This window comes from Luteimonas sp. 22616 (genome assembly GCF_052044325.1).
Classification (GTDB): Bacteria; Pseudomonadota; Gammaproteobacteria; order Xanthomonadales; family Xanthomonadaceae; genus Luteimonas.
The window spans coordinates 1,611,345-1,625,574 of sequence record NZ_JBQEMW010000001.1 but is presented as its reverse complement, the minus strand read 5'-3'; the positions used below and the strand labels follow the sequence as shown (position 1 = coordinate 1,625,574).

14 protein-coding genes are annotated in these 14,230 nt (G+C 68.7%); all 14 read right to left on the bottom strand.

Translation table 11 applies throughout. The features are described 5' to 3' along the window. Nucleotides 1-1,107 carry a flagellar motor protein MotD gene (gene motD, locus ACTJIL_RS07475; RefSeq protein WP_440754908.1) on the bottom strand — a complete coding sequence of 369 codons (1,107 nt, stop codon included), beginning with the start codon at nucleotides 1,105-1,107 and terminating at the stop codon, nucleotides 1-3. A gap of 6 nt (nucleotides 1,108-1,113) precedes the next feature. Beyond that, nucleotides 1,114-1,854, bottom strand: a complete 741-nt coding sequence (locus ACTJIL_RS07470) for a flagellar motor protein (protein WP_440754907.1) — start codon at nucleotides 1,852-1,854, stop codon at nucleotides 1,114-1,116. 7 nt (nucleotides 1,855-1,861) lie between these two features. Further along, nucleotides 1,862-3,682 (bottom strand): chemotaxis protein CheA, encoded by a 1,821-nt coding sequence (locus ACTJIL_RS07465; RefSeq protein WP_440754906.1) that lies wholly within the window; start codon nucleotides 3,680-3,682, stop codon nucleotides 1,862-1,864. A 9-nt stretch (nucleotides 3,683-3,691) separates the two neighbouring features. Next, the gene (locus tag ACTJIL_RS07460) at nucleotides 3,692-4,312 is read right to left on the bottom strand and encodes a protein phosphatase CheZ (RefSeq protein ID WP_440754905.1); all 621 of its coding nucleotides are present in this window, start codon (nucleotides 4,310-4,312) and stop codon (nucleotides 3,692-3,694) included. Continuing rightward, entirely contained in the window at nucleotides 4,309-4,701 is a 393-nt protein-coding gene (gene cheY, locus ACTJIL_RS07455) for a chemotaxis response regulator CheY (protein WP_440754904.1), read from the bottom strand. Before cheY ends, ACTJIL_RS07460 begins: the two co-directional genes overlap by 4 nt. Before the next feature lie 202 nt (nucleotides 4,702-4,903). Further along, a complete protein-coding gene (locus ACTJIL_RS07450; protein WP_440754903.1) occupies nucleotides 4,904-5,656 on the bottom strand; it encodes an RNA polymerase sigma factor FliA in 753 nt (250 codons plus the stop codon). Continuing rightward, on the bottom strand, nucleotides 5,653-6,546 hold the full coding sequence (locus ACTJIL_RS07445) for a MinD/ParA family protein (protein ID WP_440754902.1): 894 nt from the start codon (nucleotides 6,544-6,546) through the stop codon (nucleotides 5,653-5,655). Before ACTJIL_RS07445 ends, ACTJIL_RS07450 begins: the two co-directional genes overlap by 4 nt. Before the next feature lie 7 nt (nucleotides 6,547-6,553). After that, the gene (gene flhF, locus ACTJIL_RS07440; RefSeq protein ID WP_440754901.1) at nucleotides 6,554-8,335 is read right to left on the bottom strand and encodes a flagellar biosynthesis protein FlhF; all 1,782 of its coding nucleotides are present in this window, start codon (nucleotides 8,333-8,335) and stop codon (nucleotides 6,554-6,556) included. A gap of 147 nt (nucleotides 8,336-8,482) precedes the next feature. Next, nucleotides 8,483-10,552, bottom strand: a complete 2,070-nt coding sequence (gene flhA / locus ACTJIL_RS07435; RefSeq protein ID WP_440754900.1) for a flagellar biosynthesis protein FlhA — start codon at nucleotides 10,550-10,552, stop codon at nucleotides 8,483-8,485. Further along, nucleotides 10,549-11,709, bottom strand: coding sequence for a flagellar biosynthesis protein FlhB (gene flhB / locus ACTJIL_RS07430; protein ID WP_440754899.1), 1,161 nt, complete (start codon nucleotides 11,707-11,709; stop codon nucleotides 10,549-10,551). Before flhB ends, flhA begins: the two co-directional genes overlap by 4 nt. A gap of 25 nt (nucleotides 11,710-11,734) precedes the next feature. Beyond that, the gene (gene fliR, locus ACTJIL_RS07425; RefSeq protein ID WP_440754898.1) at nucleotides 11,735-12,523 is read right to left on the bottom strand and encodes a flagellar biosynthetic protein FliR; all 789 of its coding nucleotides are present in this window, start codon (nucleotides 12,521-12,523) and stop codon (nucleotides 11,735-11,737) included. A 27-nt stretch (nucleotides 12,524-12,550) separates the two neighbouring features. Then, complete coding sequence (locus tag ACTJIL_RS07420; RefSeq protein WP_440754897.1) at nucleotides 12,551-12,820, bottom strand: flagellar biosynthetic protein FliQ; 270 nt, start codon at nucleotides 12,818-12,820, stop codon at nucleotides 12,551-12,553. A 12-nt stretch (nucleotides 12,821-12,832) separates the two neighbouring features. Then, entirely contained in the window at nucleotides 12,833-13,594 is a 762-nt protein-coding gene (gene fliP / locus ACTJIL_RS07415; protein WP_440754896.1) for a flagellar type III secretion system pore protein FliP, read from the bottom strand. Between the two features lie 254 nt (nucleotides 13,595-13,848). Continuing rightward, nucleotides 13,849-14,193 carry a flagellar biosynthetic protein FliO gene (gene fliO, locus ACTJIL_RS07410; protein WP_440755874.1) on the bottom strand — a complete coding sequence of 115 codons (345 nt, stop codon included), beginning with the start codon at nucleotides 14,191-14,193 and terminating at the stop codon, nucleotides 13,849-13,851. Nucleotides 14,194-14,230: the final 37 nt, after the last annotated feature.

Genomic DNA, 14,230 nt, shown 5'->3' with positions numbered 1-14,230 from the left:
TCAACCGGCTCCCGGTGGCGGCAAGGCCCGCGCGGAGGAAAGGACCATCGGCGCATTGTCGGTATCGGAATCGGCGGGACTCGCACCGTTGTCGATGCCGTCCGCATGGGACGGATCCGAGGGGAAGGCGATGGTCGCGACATCGGTATCACTGGCGTGCGCCGAGGTCGCGGCAGGCGTGACATTCTCGGAAACGGCTTCCATCGCGATCGTCGGGCCGGTATCGGGAACCGCATCCGCACCCTGCGGCGCCGCCAGGATCACCAGCAGCACGCGCCGATTGGAATTACGGCCACCCGCCGTGGCGTTGTCGGCGATTGGCTGGTGTTCGCCGTAGCCGACCACGGCCATGCGTCCGGCACTGACGCCCTCGTCGATCAGCACGTGCACGACGCTGGCGGCGCGCGCCGAAGACAGTTCCCAGTTGGACGGGAACTGTACGGTGCGGATCGGCTGGTTGTCGGTATAGCCTTCGACGCGCAATGCATTGGGCTCGTCGCGCAGCACGGCGGCGAGCTTGCGCACCGTCGCCGTCGCCACCGGGCTCGGCGCGGCGACGCCGCTGGCGAACAGGATGTCGCTCTGGATCTCGACCTCGAGGTAGGTGCGGCCGCGTCGCACCGTGACCAGCTTCTGCCGCACCAGTTCGGCCAGCGCATGCTGGATCCGCTTGCCGAGCGAGTTGAGCTGGCGTTCGCCGCGCGCGCGCGCGGCTGCCATCGATTCCGCTTCCGCCGGTGCCTGTGTTGCCGCCGCGTGGCCCTTGCGCCCGAACGTGGGCATGTCGAGGAGCTGGCGCACGTGCACGCTGCTGACCGGGCTGACCGAGGTCGGCCCGGTCTTGGCGTCCGGGGTCAGCAGCGACGGCCGATCGAACGCGGAACCGCGGAGCTGGGTGCGGCCGAGCTGGATCGGGGTGATGGTGCGCGGCGCGCCGCCGAACGCCGACGACAGCGCGTCGGCCAGCACGCGGTACTTGCCTTCGTTGAGCGAGGAGATCGCGTACATCACCACGAAGAAGGCGAGCAGCAGCGTCATCAGGTCGCCATAGGGGATTGCCCAGGCTTCGTGGTTGGCGTGCTCCTCATGGCGGTGCCGACGCGACATTGCAGCTCAGCCGAGATAGCCGTTGAGGCGGGACTCGATGTTGCGCGGATTGTCGCCCTGGGCGATGCCGATCAGGCCCTCGATGATCATCTCGCGCTCTTCTGTCTGTGCATTGACCAGGGTCTTGAGCTTGTTGCCGATCGGCAGCAGCAGCAGGTTGGCCGAACCGATGCCATAGATCGTGGCGGTGAACGCCGCGGCGATCCCGTGACCGAGCTTGCTCGGGTCGGCGAGGTTCTTCATCACCGCCATCAGGCCCAGCACCGCGCCAATGATGCCGAGGGTCGGCGCATAGATGCCCATGCCCTCGAACACCTTGGCCGCGGCGAGGTCGCGCGTGCTGTAGCCGTCGAGTTCGATCTCCAGCATCTGCCGGATCGATTCGGGTTCGACGCCGTCGACCACCATCTGCAACCCCTTGCGCAGGAATGGGTCGGTCTGCGCCGCGACCTGCGGCTCCAGGCCGAGCAGGCCCTGCTTGCGCGCGGTGCCGGACCATTCGACGATCTGCGCGATTACCGCCGTGCGGTCGTGCGCGGGCGGCCGGAACACCCAGCGGAACATCTTCAGTGCGCGCCTGAATGTCGGCATCGAGGTTTGCAGCAGGATCGCCGCCACCGTGCCGAGGATCACGATCACGAAGGCGGCGGGCGACCACAGGCCGGACAGGCCGGCGCCCTTGAGCATGCTGCCGCCGAGCAGGGCGGAGATGGCGAGCACTGCGCCGATGACGCTGAGTCTGTCCATGGGGTCGTTATCGGTTGGTTGGGGGGTTACTTGAACGCTGCGCCATGCCGCCGCGCAGCCCGGTGCGCAGCAGCGCGTCGACATCGAGGATCAGCGCCATGCGACCGTCGCCCACCAGACTGGCGCCGGCGTAGCCGGGCAGGCCGCGCAGGGTCGGCGGCAAGGCCTTTATGACGACTTCTTCGCGGCCGCGCACACGATCGACCACGAGGCAGAAGCGTTGCTCGCCCGACTGCAGCACCACCACGCACGCCGGCAATGGCGACGATGCGGATGCCGCGCCGAGCCAGTCGCGCAGGCCAAGCAGCGCCAGCGGCTCCTGGCGCAGGTCGAGGACCTGTTGGCCATCGATCCACAGCGCGTCGCCAGGCTGGTGCGGAAGCACCTCGATCACGCGCACCAGCGGCAATGCGTACACGTCGTCGTCGATTTCCACCAGCAGCGTCGGCAGGATCGCCAGGGTCAGCGGCACCCGGATCGCGAAACGCGAGCCCGCGCCGATCTCGGAATGGATCTGCACGGCGCCGGACAGTTCGCGGATGCGCGACTGCACCACGTCCATGCCGACACCGCGGCCGGACAGGTCGCTGACTTCGTCGCGGGTTGAGAAGCCGGGCAGGAACAGCAGCTGCAGGCATTCGTCGGGCGACAGGCGCGCGGCCGATTCGGTGTCGATCAACCCCTTGTCGACGGCGCTGCGGCGGATCTTCTCGGGATCGATGCCGGCGCCGTCGTCGCGGACCTCGATGGCGACATGGTCGCCTTCCTGCTGCGCGCTCAGCCGCACGCGGCCCTGTTCGGGCTTGCCACTGCGGCGGCGAACCTCGGGCATTTCGATGCCGTGGTCGATCGCGTTGCGCACCAGGTGCACCAGCGGGTCGGCGAGCGCTTCGACCAGGTTGCGGTCGAGCTCGGTATCGGCGCCGAGCACTTCCAGCTCGACGTTCTTCTTCAGTTGCCGCGCCACATCGCGCGCGAGCTTCGGGAAGCGTGCAAACACGCGGCCGACCGGCTGCATGCGCGCGGTCATCACCGCCGATTGCAGGCGCGAGGTGGCGACGTCGAGCGATGCCACGGCACGGTCGAGGTCGTCGTCGCGCAGGCGCGGGCGGATGGTCTTGAGCCGGTTGCGCGCGAGCACCAGTTCGCCGACGAGGTTGACCATCGCGTCGAGGCGGCGCACGTCGACGCGCACGGTGGCCTCCGCGGCTTCGAGCGGCGTGTTGGCGGTGGCGGGCCTGGAGATCGTCGTCGCGGTGACCGGCAACGGCATCGATGGCGGCGATGCGACGGAAGCGGCGGTCGGATCGCCGGGAATGCCGCCGGCGCCGTGCAGGCTGTCCAGCAATGCTTCGAAATCGAGGTCGTCGAGCCCGTCGCCCCCCTCCGCGGCCGCTGCGGTTGCGACTGCGGTGGGTGTGGACGGCGTGGGCATCGATGCCGTGCCGGTTGCGCTCGCACGCAGCGACGCGAGCAGTGCTGCCGGTGCCGCGGACGATGTGCCGCCAGCCGAGATGCATTGCAGCATGTCGACCAGCAGGTCCAGTGCCTGCAGCGCGCCATCGAATGCTTCGGCATCGAGCGGCGCGCTGCCGTTGCGGGCGGCGTTGAGGCGGTCCTCGACCGCGTGGCAGATCGCGACCATGTCGGTGAAGTCGAGAAAGCCCGCACCGCCCTTGATGGTGTGGAAGCCGCGGAACACCGCATTGAGGCATTCACGATCGGCCGGCGCGCGCTCCAGCGCGACCATCTGCTCGCCGAGCTGGTCGAGGATCTCGCGCGCCTCGACCAGGAAGTCGGCGCAGATGTCGGAGGCGAGCGCGGACATCAGGGCCTCCTACAGGCCCAGTGCGGACAGCAAGGCGTTGGCGTCTTCCTGGGTCGCCGGTCTCGGGTCCAGGCCGGAAACGGCGGGGCCGGTGCCGTGGTGCAGCTGCAGCGGCGTGACATCGCCAACGGCATCGCCGAGGCCGGCGTGCACCGTGCGCACCAGCGCGACCACGCGGCGGATGATCTGTCCGGTCAGGTCCTGCACGCCCTGCGCCGCGGTCATCTCCGACAGGCGGCTGCGGATCGCGGCGATGGTTGCGGCCTGCTTTTCGTCCGAGGCGTCGGGCAGCGTGCCCAGAAGCATGCCGCAGTCCTGGATCAGGTCGAGGGTGTGGTGACTGGATTCCTCGCTGACGCGCACCACGTGCTCCAGGCGCAGGCAGGCCTCGGGCAGCGAACCGCCACTACCGGGCGTGCCATCGCCGAGCGTGTGTTCGAGTTCACGCGCGAGCCTGACCAGGCCCTGCACCAGCGGTTGGGTCCGCCATTGGATCAGTTCGTCGACATTGGCGCGCCAGGCGACGTAGTCGCCGGTCTCCAGAGCAGCGAGCGCGGCATGCAGGCAGTCGACCAGCGCCAGGCGTTCGCCTTCGGCGGCCACGACGGTGTTGGCCGGTTGCGGGCTCACGCAATCGCCCCGATCCGTTCGAACACCTTGCCGAGCTTGTCGCCGAGCGTGGCTGCGGTGAACGGTTTGATGACATAGCCGTTCACGCCGGCCTGCGCGGCTTCGATGATCTGCTCGCGCTTGGCTTCGGCCGTGACCATCAGCACCGGGATCTTCGACAACGTGGCGTCGGCCCGGATTGCCTTGAGCAGGTCGATGCCGGGCATGCCGGGCATGTTCCAGTCGGTGATGACCAGGTCGAACGGACCCTTGCGCAGTTCGACCAGCGCGCTGCTGCCGTCGTCGGCCTCGGCGGTGTTGAAGAAGCCCAGGTCGTTGAGCAGGTTCTTGACGATGCGGCGCATGGTCGAGAAGTCGTCGACGATCAGGATGCGGATGTTCTTGTCCATGCGGGTCTCGATGTCTTTACCGATGCTATCGGCACGGGGAAGGAATTCTTGATGGGGGAGATCGCCGCCCGGATTGGCGTCGTGAGGCCCCTGCAAGCGCTTTCATCCATTTCTTTGTGGGAGCAGCCATGGCCGCGATGAACGCTCGCGAGCCATCGCGGCCATGGCCGCTCCCACATGCATTGGTCGAACATGGCTTGCGCTAGATGTCGCTCTCGTCCTGCGCACCATGCCAGTCGGCCAGGCGCGCGCGCAGGCGCACCGTGGCCTGGCCATGGATCTGGCATACGCGTGATTCGCTGACACCGAGGACCGCGCCGATCTCGCGCAGGTTGAGCTCCTGCTCGTAGTACAGCGACAGCACCAGCTGTTCGCGCTCCGGCAGGTCGCCGATCGCGGCGCCCAGCGCCTCGCGGAAGGCGCCGTGCTCGAACTCGCGCGCGGGCGTGTCGGTGCCGGTCGAGGCCAGGCGCGGTTCGCCGTCGTGTTCGTCCATGTGCGCGTCGAGGCTGACCAGTTGCCCACGCGCGGCGTTCTCGACCATGGCGTGGTATTCGTCGAGGCCGACGCCGAGGGCTTCGGCGATCTGTTGCGGCGTGGCGGCGCGGCCGGTGCGCTGTTCGATCTCGCGCGTCGCCGCGACCATGTCGCGATAGCGCCGGTGCACCGAACGCGGCACCCAGTCGCCGCGGCGGATCTCGTCGATCATCGCGCCGCGGATGCGGATCGAGGCGTAGGTCTCGAACGCCGCACCCTGGTCGGCCTGGAAATTGCGGGCCGCGTCGATCAGGCCGAGCATGCCGGCCTGGATCAGATCGTCGATCTCCACGCTCGCCGGCAGGCGCGCCGCCAGGTGGTGGGCGATGCGCCGGACCAGTTCGCCATGGCGCTCGACGATGTCGTTGGTCGAGCCGTGCTGGTTGGCGCGGTAATGGGCGGTCGCTGTGGAGTTCATGCGGTGGCCCCCCGGGTCGTGTCGTTGGATGGCTGCGAGATCAGCCGCTCGAGGAAGAACTCGACGTGGCCGCGCGGGCCCGGCGGCGACTGCCATTGGCGCGAGCGGCGGGCGATGTCGCGGAACGCGACCGCCGACGGCGACGACGGAAACGCATCGACGACGGCTTCCTGGCGCTGGATCGCGCGACGCAGCCATTCGTCGCGCGGGATTGCGCCGAGGTAGTTGAGGGTGACGTCGAGGAAGCGCGCGCTGACCCGTTCGAGCTTGTCGAACAGCTGGCGGCCTTCCTTGGCGTGCTGCACCTGGTTGGCCAGTACCTGCACGCGGCTGACGCCGCGCTCGCGGCTGAGCACCTTGATCAACGCGTAGGCATCGGTGACCGAGGCCGGTTCGTCGCAGACCACCACCACCACGTCCTGCGCGGCCTGGCAGAAGGTCAGCACGCCATCGGCGATGCCGGCCGCGGTGTCGACGACCATGGTGTCGATCGGAAGATCGAGTTCGCTGAAGGCATGCACCAGGCCGACGTGCTGCTGCGCGGTGAGTTCGGTCATGTGGCGCTTGCCGGACGCGGCCGGCACCACCATCAGGCCGTTCGGGCCTTCGAGCAGGGTGTCGCGCAGCTCGCAGCGGCCGGCGAAGACGTCGGCCAGGGTGAAGCGCGGCGACAGGCCGAGCATCACGTCGATGTTGGCCAGGCCCAGGTCGGTGTCGAGCAGCAAGGTGCGTTGGCCGGCGTTGACCAGCGCGGTGGCGAGGTTGACCGAAACCGAAGTCTTGCCGACGCCGCCCTTGCCGCTGGCGACCGCGATCACGCGCGGGGCACCCGCGGGAAGATTGTCCGCGGCGAACACGGGAGTGCTGTTGGCCGGATGCGAATCGGACATGTTGGGGTCAGACGACTGCATGGCGATCCTCGATGGCGAGGGGGTTATCGGCAGCACGGCGCAATTTCTCCAGTGTGTGGACCAGGCGACCGGCGTCGGCAGCCTCGATGTCGGACGGCACCTCCTGGCCCTGGGTGGTGTAGGCCAGGCTCAGGCCATGGCGGACGGCGACCGAAAGCGCCGAACCCAGGCGACCGGCCTCGTCGAGCTTGGTCAGCACCACGGCTTCCGGGGCGGCCGGGCGATAGCGGCGGATCACTTCGCCGAGATCGTGCGGGTGGGCGTTGGCCGGCAGCACGAGCAGGCTGCGTACCTTGCGCGAAGCGCGCAGCCACAGGATCTGGCCGAACAGGGCGCGGTCGCGCGGCGCATGGCCGGTGGTGTCGACCAGCACCAGCGGGTAGTCGACGAGTTGGGCAAGCGCTTCCTGCAGGCCTTCGGGTCCGGCGGCTTCGCAGACGGTGATGCCGAGGCGGCGGCCGTGCGCGTGCAGTTGTTCGCGGGCGCCGGGGCGCGCGGCGTCGGTGGTGACCAGGGCGACGTCGCGGGCGCGATGGCGCGCGGCGAAGCGCGCGGCGAGCTTGGCGGCGGTGGTGGTCTTGCCGGCACCGGTCGGGCCGACCAGGGCGATCACGCCGCCATCGTCGATCGGCTCGCTGCGCGCGATCGTCAGCATGCGTGCGAGTTCGACGAACATCGGCTCGCGGATCTCGGCCGGCGGCAGGCGCGGGTCGATCCTGGCGGCGACCGCCTGCGCCAGCGTGTCCTCGCAGCCGAACCCGAGCAGCGCGTCGAAGACGGCGGCGCGTGCCGGCGAACCGCGCAGGCGTTCCAGCGACAGCTGTTCCATCTGCGTTTCCATCAGCTGGCGCATGCGCGCCAGTTCGTCGCGCATCGCGCTGATGGTGGGATCGGAGGGCTGGTCGTTACCGCTGGCGACGGCGCGGAGGCGGGGGACGGTGTCCGAAGTCGTGGACTTCGGGATCTCCGATTCGCCGATGCCCGGATCGCCGGCGGGAACTTCCACTGGTTGGTGTTCCGGGGCTTCCCCACGGATTTCATCCCGAACGCAGTGAGGGATCTGTTTCGACGTGTTGTCCGATTCCAAAGGAGCCAGATTCCCCTCTGCGCTCGGAATGACAAGTCCGGAATGCGAGGTCTTCTGATCATTTGGCAAGGTTGCCGTTTGCGCCGGAGTCAGCGCGGCCATCATTGCTTCGAAGCGGGTGGGTTCCGGCGTGGTGTTGGGGCTCGAAGCACCGGTGTTCGCAGGCGCGTACGTCGTTGCCATGGCAGGCGCCTGCGCGAAAGTCGTGCTGGCTGGCTGGCTGTGCGGATTGGTGGTGGACGCCGCGGACAATTCGGCCAGGGTCGGGCCGTCGCCGATCTTGAACACGGCGCGGGCGCGCGACATCAGCGACTCGCGCGCAGGAGCCGAAGTCGCGGGGCGTATCGCCGATGTGGCGGCCGCTTCACGAATCATGTTCGCGGCCGTCCCGGTATTGGCCGTCGGTGCCGCGGTCGCAACGGGTTCGTCGGCAATCGTTGCCGTAATGCCTGCTGTCGCACGCGCATGCGTGACCTGCGGCGTGAACGTCGTCTCCAGTCCCGGCGCCGCGGCGCGCAGCGCCTGTGCCACGAGGGCCTCGTCGTAATCGGTCGCGGCGACCACTTCGATGCCGCCCGCGGTGGCGCGGTTCGACAGGATCACCGCATCGGGGCCCTGCTCGTCGCGGATCATGCGCAACGCGGTGCGCATGTCGGGGGCCTGGAAGCGTTTGATTCTCATGGGTTGAAGACCGTGATTGGTGATTGTTGATCAGTGGTTCGCAAGGGCAGCCGGAAAGTGGCCACGGGGTCGGGAGGTGCGTGCGTTTCATTGCTTCGGCTCATGTGTCCTCGCTCCTTGCCAATGACGAATCACCAATCACCGCTCTCAACCCACCGCCCCCACCAACCGCAAACGCTTGTCCTCGGGCACCTCGCCGTAGGCCAGCACCGCCAGCGACGGGACGCTGTGCCGGACCAGCCGCGCCACCGCGGCGCGGACTCCGCCGGGGACCAGCAGCACCGCGGGTTCGCCGCGGCCTTCCTGGCGGGTCACGCAGTCGCCGAGGTTCTGGTGCAGGCGTTCGGCGAGTCCGGGTTCCAGCGCGGCGCCCTGTCCGCTGACCGAGTCCTGCAATACCCGTTCCAGCGCCGGCGCCAGGGTGTAGACGGGCAGTTCGGGCGCCATGCCGTTGAGTTCCTGGACGATGAAGCGGCCCAGCGCGACCCGCACCGCGGCAGTGAGCACCGCGGGATCCTGGCTGTGCGCGCCGTGTTCGAGCAGCGTTTCGACGATCTGCCGCATCTGCCGCACCGGCACGCGGTCGGCCAGCAGCGATTGCAGCACCTTCACCACCACCGACAACGGCAGCAGCTTCGGCGTCAAATCCTCGACGAGCTTGGGCACGCTGCGTCCGAGTGCCGTCAGCAGGTGCTGGACCTCGTCGTGGCCGAGCAGGTCGGCGGCGCGTTCGCGCACCAGGTGCGAGAGATGGGTGGCGGCGACGGTGGCCGCGTCGACCACGGTGTAGCCCAGCGATTCGGCGTGCGCGCGCTGGCCCGGCACGATCCAGACCGCATCCAGCCCGAACGCCGGGTCCTTGCCGGGAATGCCGTCGAGCGGGCCGAACACGCGGCCCGGGTCGAGTGCGAGTTCGCGGTCCGGATGCAGTTCGCCGCTGGCCACCGGCACGCCGTGCACGAGTACCCGGTACTGGCCCGGCGCGAGCTCGAGGTTGTCGCGGACGTGCACGGCCGGGATCAGGAACCCGAGGTCCTGGGTGAGCTTGCGGCGCACGCCCTTGAGCCGCGCCAGCAGTTCGCCGCCCTGCGCCTTGTCGACCAGCGCGATCAGGCGGTAACCGACTTCCAGCGCGAGCGGTTCGACCGGGCGGATCTCATCCCAGCCAAGTTCCGCGGCCGGCGTGGCGGCGGGATCAGTGGCACCGGCTTCCGGCAGGGAGTCGGCGAGCAACGCGCGCTGGCGCAGTTTCCATGCGGCGAAGCCGAGGATGGCGGCAAGTGCAAGGAACGGGATGTTCGGCATGCCCGGGACGATGCCGATCAGGCCCATCAGCAGGGCCGCGACGGTCAGCGCACGCTGCTGCCCGAACATCTGCCTGGACACCGCCGCGCCCATTTCCTGCTCGCCGGTCGAGCGGGTGACCAGCATCGCGGTCGCGACCGCGACCAGCAGCGCCGGCAGCTGCGCGACCAGCCCGTCGCCGATCGCGAGCATGGTGTAGGTGCGCGCGGCCTCGGACAAGCTCATGTCGTGCTGCACGATGCCGATCAGCAGGCCGCCGACCAGGTTGATCACGAGGATCAGGATGCCGGCGATCGCGTCGCCGCGGACGAACTTGCTGGCGCCGTCCATCGAGCCGTAGAAGTCGGCTTCCTCGCGCACTTCCTGGCGCCGTGCCTTGGCGTCCTCGCGGGTCAGCAGGCCGGCGTTGAGGTCGGCGTCGATCGCCATCTGCTTGCCGGGCAGGGCGTCGAGGATGAAGCGCGCCGACACCTCGGAGATGCGCCCGGCACCCTTGGTCACGACGACGAAATTGACGATGGTCAGGATCGCGAACACGATGATGCCGACCGCGTAGCTGCCGCCGATCACGAACTGGCCGAACGATTCGATCACGTGGCCGGCCGCGGCCTCTCCCTTGTGGCCGTGCAGCAGCACCACGCGGGTGGACGCCACGTTCAATCCCAGCCGCAGTAGCGTGACCATCAGCAGCACGCTGGGGAAGATCGAGAATTCCAGCGGCCGCTTCACGTAGATCACCGCGAGCACCACCACCAGCGACAGCGCGATGTTGATCGTGAACAGCCCATCCAGCACCACCGGCGCCAGCGGCACCAACACCATCGCCAGCATCGCGACGACCACCAGCGGCGCGGCCGCGCCGTTGCGCAGGCCGGCGAGGATTCCGGAGACGCGACCCGGGGTCGTGCTCATCGCGTCGGCTTTCCGTCGGCGCTGGCATCGACATCAGGCGCGCCGTCGGCGCCGACCTCGACGTCCGCCAGCGACGGCATCGGCCCGCGGCCGGGTACCCAGGCCTTGAGCTGGTACACGTAGGACAGCACCTGTGCGACGGCGGCGTAGAGTTTCACCGGGATTTCCTGATCGACCTGGGACTGCCTATACAAGGCGCGTGCCAGCGGCGGCGCTTCGACGATCGCGACCCGGTGTTTCTCGGCGAGTGCGCGGATGTTGAGCGCCATTTCGTCGACGCCCTTGGCGACCACCTTCGGCGCGCGCATGCCGGCCTGGTACTTCATCGCCACGGCGTAGTGGGTCGGGTTCATCACCACCACGTCCGCGGTGGGCACCGCGTCCATCATCCGGCGCTGCGACATCTGCCGCGCGACCTGGCGCACACGCGCCTTGACTTCGGGGTTGCCCTCGGATTCCTTGGCCTCGTCGCGCAGCTCCTGCTTGGTCATCTTCAACTTGCTGCGGTGCTGGAAGTGCTGCCACGGCACGTCGACCAGGGCCAGGACGCCGAGCGAGCCGACCATCGCCATCAAGGCGGTCAGCGCCAGTTCGACACCCTCGGCCACGGCAATCTCGAGCGAGGCCCGTGGCATCGCCAGCAAGGTCGAGAACGCGTGATACACGACCCATGCGCCGACACCGCCGATCAGCAGCACCCGCAGCAGCGAGCGCAGCAGTTCGGCCAGGCTCTCGCTGCCGTACAGGCGTGCCAGTCCCTTCATCGGGCTGAGGCGCGCGAAATCGGGCTGCAGCGACTTGCCGGCGAAGCGCAGGCCACCCATTGCCATCGGCGCGATCGCGCACGCCGCCAGCGCGGCCAGCACCAGCGGCAGCATCGGCAGCACCAGCCCGGCCAGCAGCTGCGCGGCGTGCGGCAGCAGCCGGTCGGGTGATTCGAGGACGCTGCGGTCGATGCTCAGTGCGCCGCGCATCCAGTCGCGCGCGGCGCCGCCGAGGTGGCCGCTGCTGGCCTTGAGCGCGAGCACCGCGCAGCCGAGCACCGCGACGTTGGCGAGCTCGCGCGAGCGCGGCACGTCGCCGCGTTCGCGCGCCTCGCGCAGGCGTTTTTCGGTCGGTTGTTCGGTACGGTCTTCCTTCTGGCTTTCGCTGCTCATCGCCGCCGGCTCCTGGACAAGGTGATCAACCGGTGAGGCCGCGCGCGGCGGCGTAGGCGTCTTCGAACAGGCGCTGCACCGGCGCCTGCAGTTCGCGCGTCAGCAGCATCATCAGCAGCAGGCCGACCAGCAACGAGACCGGCAGGCCGATCGCCATCGGATTGAGTTGCGAGGCGGCGCGCGCGAGCACACCAAACGCGATGTTGACCGCCAGCAGCGCCATCATCACCGGCAGTGCCAGCAGCACGCCGGCGCGCAGGCATTCGCTGAAGAACGCCGGTACCGCGGCGAGCAGCGCATGGGCGTCGGGCAGCGTGGCGCCTATCGGCAGGCCGCCGTAGCTGTCGGCCAGAAGCCGCACCAGCGCAAGGTGGCCGTCGAGGGTGAAGAACAGCAGCGCGAACACCAGGTAGAACCATTGCGACAGCACTGGCGAGGACGCGCCGCTGAGCGGATCGGCCATGGTCGCGAACGACAGGCCCATGCCCTGGCTGACGAGTTCGCCGGCCAGTTGCCCGGCCTCGAACGCGAGCCGCAACATCAGTCCGATTGCCACGCCGACGGTGAATTCGCGCAGCACGCCGAGCACGGTGGCCGCATCCACGCCCATCGCCGGAGGCGTCGGCAGCACGGTCGACATGGTCGCGGCCAGCGCCAGGGTGACGATCAGCCGCGCGCGCGCCGGCATGCCGCGGCCACCGAGCACCGGCAGCACCTGCAACGCTGCGCCGATGCGCAGCGCATGCCAGATCACCGTGCCGAGCATCGCGAACAGGTCGACGCCGGCGGACGTGGTGAGGGTAACGGTGTCCATCGCTACGAACGGCTACGGGCCACGCCGCTACCCGATCAGTTGAGGGATGCGCTGGAACAGGTCGATGGTGAAGGCGACCAGCCGGCCGAGCAGGAAATGCCCGGTCGCCGCCAGCGTCGCGATCAGCATCACCGCCTTGAACACGAACGCGATGGTGGGTTCGTTGATCTGCGTGGCGGCCTGCAGGATGCCGACGACCACGCCGATCACCAGCACCGCGACCAGCGGCGGACCGCCGAGCAGCAGCGCCATCTGCAGGCCGCGGGCGATTTCGTCGAGGGCGACTTCGGGGCTCATCGTCGTCGCCCGTCAGATGGGATTGAAGCTGGCGGCGAGCGAGCCGACCACGAGCACCCAGCCGTCGACCAGCACGAACAGCAGGATCTTGAACGGCGCCGAGATCAGCATCGGCGACAGCATCATCATGCCCATCGACATCAGCACGCTGGCGACCACCAGGTCGATGATCACGAACGGGATGTAGACCAGGAACGCGATCTCGAACGCAGTCTTCAGTTCGCTGGTCAGGAAGGATGCGGCGAGCACGCCGAACGGCACGTCCTGCGGCGTCGCGTACGGACCGGTGTGGGAAAGCCCGGCGAAGGTCATCAGGTCGTTCTGCCGCACCTGCGCCAGCATGAAGCCGCGGAACGGCTGCGAGACCGCGGCCCACGCGCTCTTGAAGTCCATCGTGTGGTCCAGGTACGGCGCGATGCCGTTGGCCCAGGCCTGGTCGAACACCGGCATCATGACCATTGCGGTCAGGAACAGCGCCAGCGCCAACAGCACTTGGTTGCTCGGCGTCTGCCCCGTGCCGAGCGCTTGCCGCAGCAGGCCGAGCACGATGATGATGCGGGTGAACGCAGTCAGCCCGAGCAGGATTGCCGGCAGCAGGGTGATGCCGGTCATCAGCGCCAGCACCTGCAACGGCATGCTCACGGGCTCGCCACCGATCCTGCCGACGGTGACCGACGGCAGCGGCTGAGATGGTGGCGCTGGAGTGGCGACTGTACCTGCTGATTGCATCGACATGGCAGCAGTCGTGGAGGTGCTCGACTGCGCAGATGCCATCAAGGGAAACAGGCAAGTCAGCGCGACCACGGCCAGCAGCAATCCACCGCACGAACGCGAAGCCCAGCGCGATGCGCGCCTGACGACTGTTCTGAAGCCCTCCCCTTCAAGGGGAGGGTTGGGTGGGGATGGTGTGGCTCTGGGACGAAGCTTGAGCGCAGCGTCAACACCATTCCCATCCCCATCCCGTTCTTCCCTTTGAAGGGGAAGGGGAGCGACGGAAGGCTCCGGGCCCGTCAACGCAACCCGGGCGTTCATGATTTCTTCCCGAAATGCTGCGCGAGCAGTTGCGCGAAGGCCGGCGCCGCTTTCGACTCCGGCGAGACCGGCAACGGTTCCGTGAGCGTATGCAGCGTGCGCGTGCCGCCGCTGCCGACGCCCAGCAGCAGCTGGGTGTCGCCGACCGCGACCACGACCACGCGGTCGCGCGGACCCAGCGCCAGCGAGCCGACGACGCGCAGCCCTGAATTGCTGCGCGCGCCGCCGAGGCCGGGCATGCGCTTGGCCAGCCATCCCAGCAGCAGGATCAGGCCGATCACCAGCACCAGCGCGAACAGCGCGCCGCCGATGCTGCCGGCCGCGGACGCCGGTTGCGGCATCGGCGCGGGCACGCCGACCTGCGCGATGGCGGTCTTC

Bases quoted from the DNA above. Each gene is read 5' to 3' on its own strand.
- ACTJIL_RS07450 (WP_440754903.1), bottom strand. From the start codon at position 5,656: ATGAACTCCACAGCGACCGCCCATTACCGCGCCAACCAGCACGGCTCG.
- ACTJIL_RS07420 (WP_440754897.1), bottom strand. From the start codon at position 12,820: ATGAGCCCCGAAGTCGCCCTCGACGAAATCGCCCGCGGCCTGCAGATG.
- motD (WP_440754908.1), bottom strand. From the start codon at position 1,107: ATGTCGCGTCGGCACCGCCATGAGGAGCACGCCAACCACGAAGCCTGG.
- ACTJIL_RS07465 (WP_440754906.1), bottom strand. From the start codon at position 3,682: ATGTCCGCGCTCGCCTCCGACATCTGCGCCGACTTCCTGGTCGAGGCG.
- fliP (WP_440754896.1), bottom strand. From the start codon at position 13,594: ATGGCATCTGCGCAGTCGAGCACCTCCACGACTGCTGCCATGTCGATG.
- flhF (WP_440754901.1), bottom strand. From the start codon at position 8,335: ATGAGAATCAAACGCTTCCAGGCCCCCGACATGCGCACCGCGTTGCGC.
- ACTJIL_RS07445 (WP_440754902.1), bottom strand. From the start codon at position 6,546: ATGTCCGATTCGCATCCGGCCAACAGCACTCCCGTGTTCGCCGCGGAC.
- cheY (WP_440754904.1), bottom strand. From the start codon at position 4,701: ATGGACAAGAACATCCGCATCCTGATCGTCGACGACTTCTCGACCATG.
- ACTJIL_RS07470 (WP_440754907.1), bottom strand. From the start codon at position 1,854: ATGGACAGACTCAGCGTCATCGGCGCAGTGCTCGCCATCTCCGCCCTG.
- fliR (WP_440754898.1), bottom strand. From the start codon at position 12,523: ATGGACACCGTTACCCTCACCACGTCCGCCGGCGTCGACCTGTTCGCG.
- flhA (WP_440754900.1), bottom strand. From the start codon at position 10,552: ATGAGCACGACCCCGGGTCGCGTCTCCGGAATCCTCGCCGGCCTGCGC.
- fliO (WP_440755874.1), bottom strand. From the start codon at position 14,193: ATGCCGCAACCGGCGTCCGCGGCCGGCAGCATCGGCGGCGCGCTGTTC.
- flhB (WP_440754899.1), bottom strand. From the start codon at position 11,709: ATGAGCAGCGAAAGCCAGAAGGAAGACCGTACCGAACAACCGACCGAA.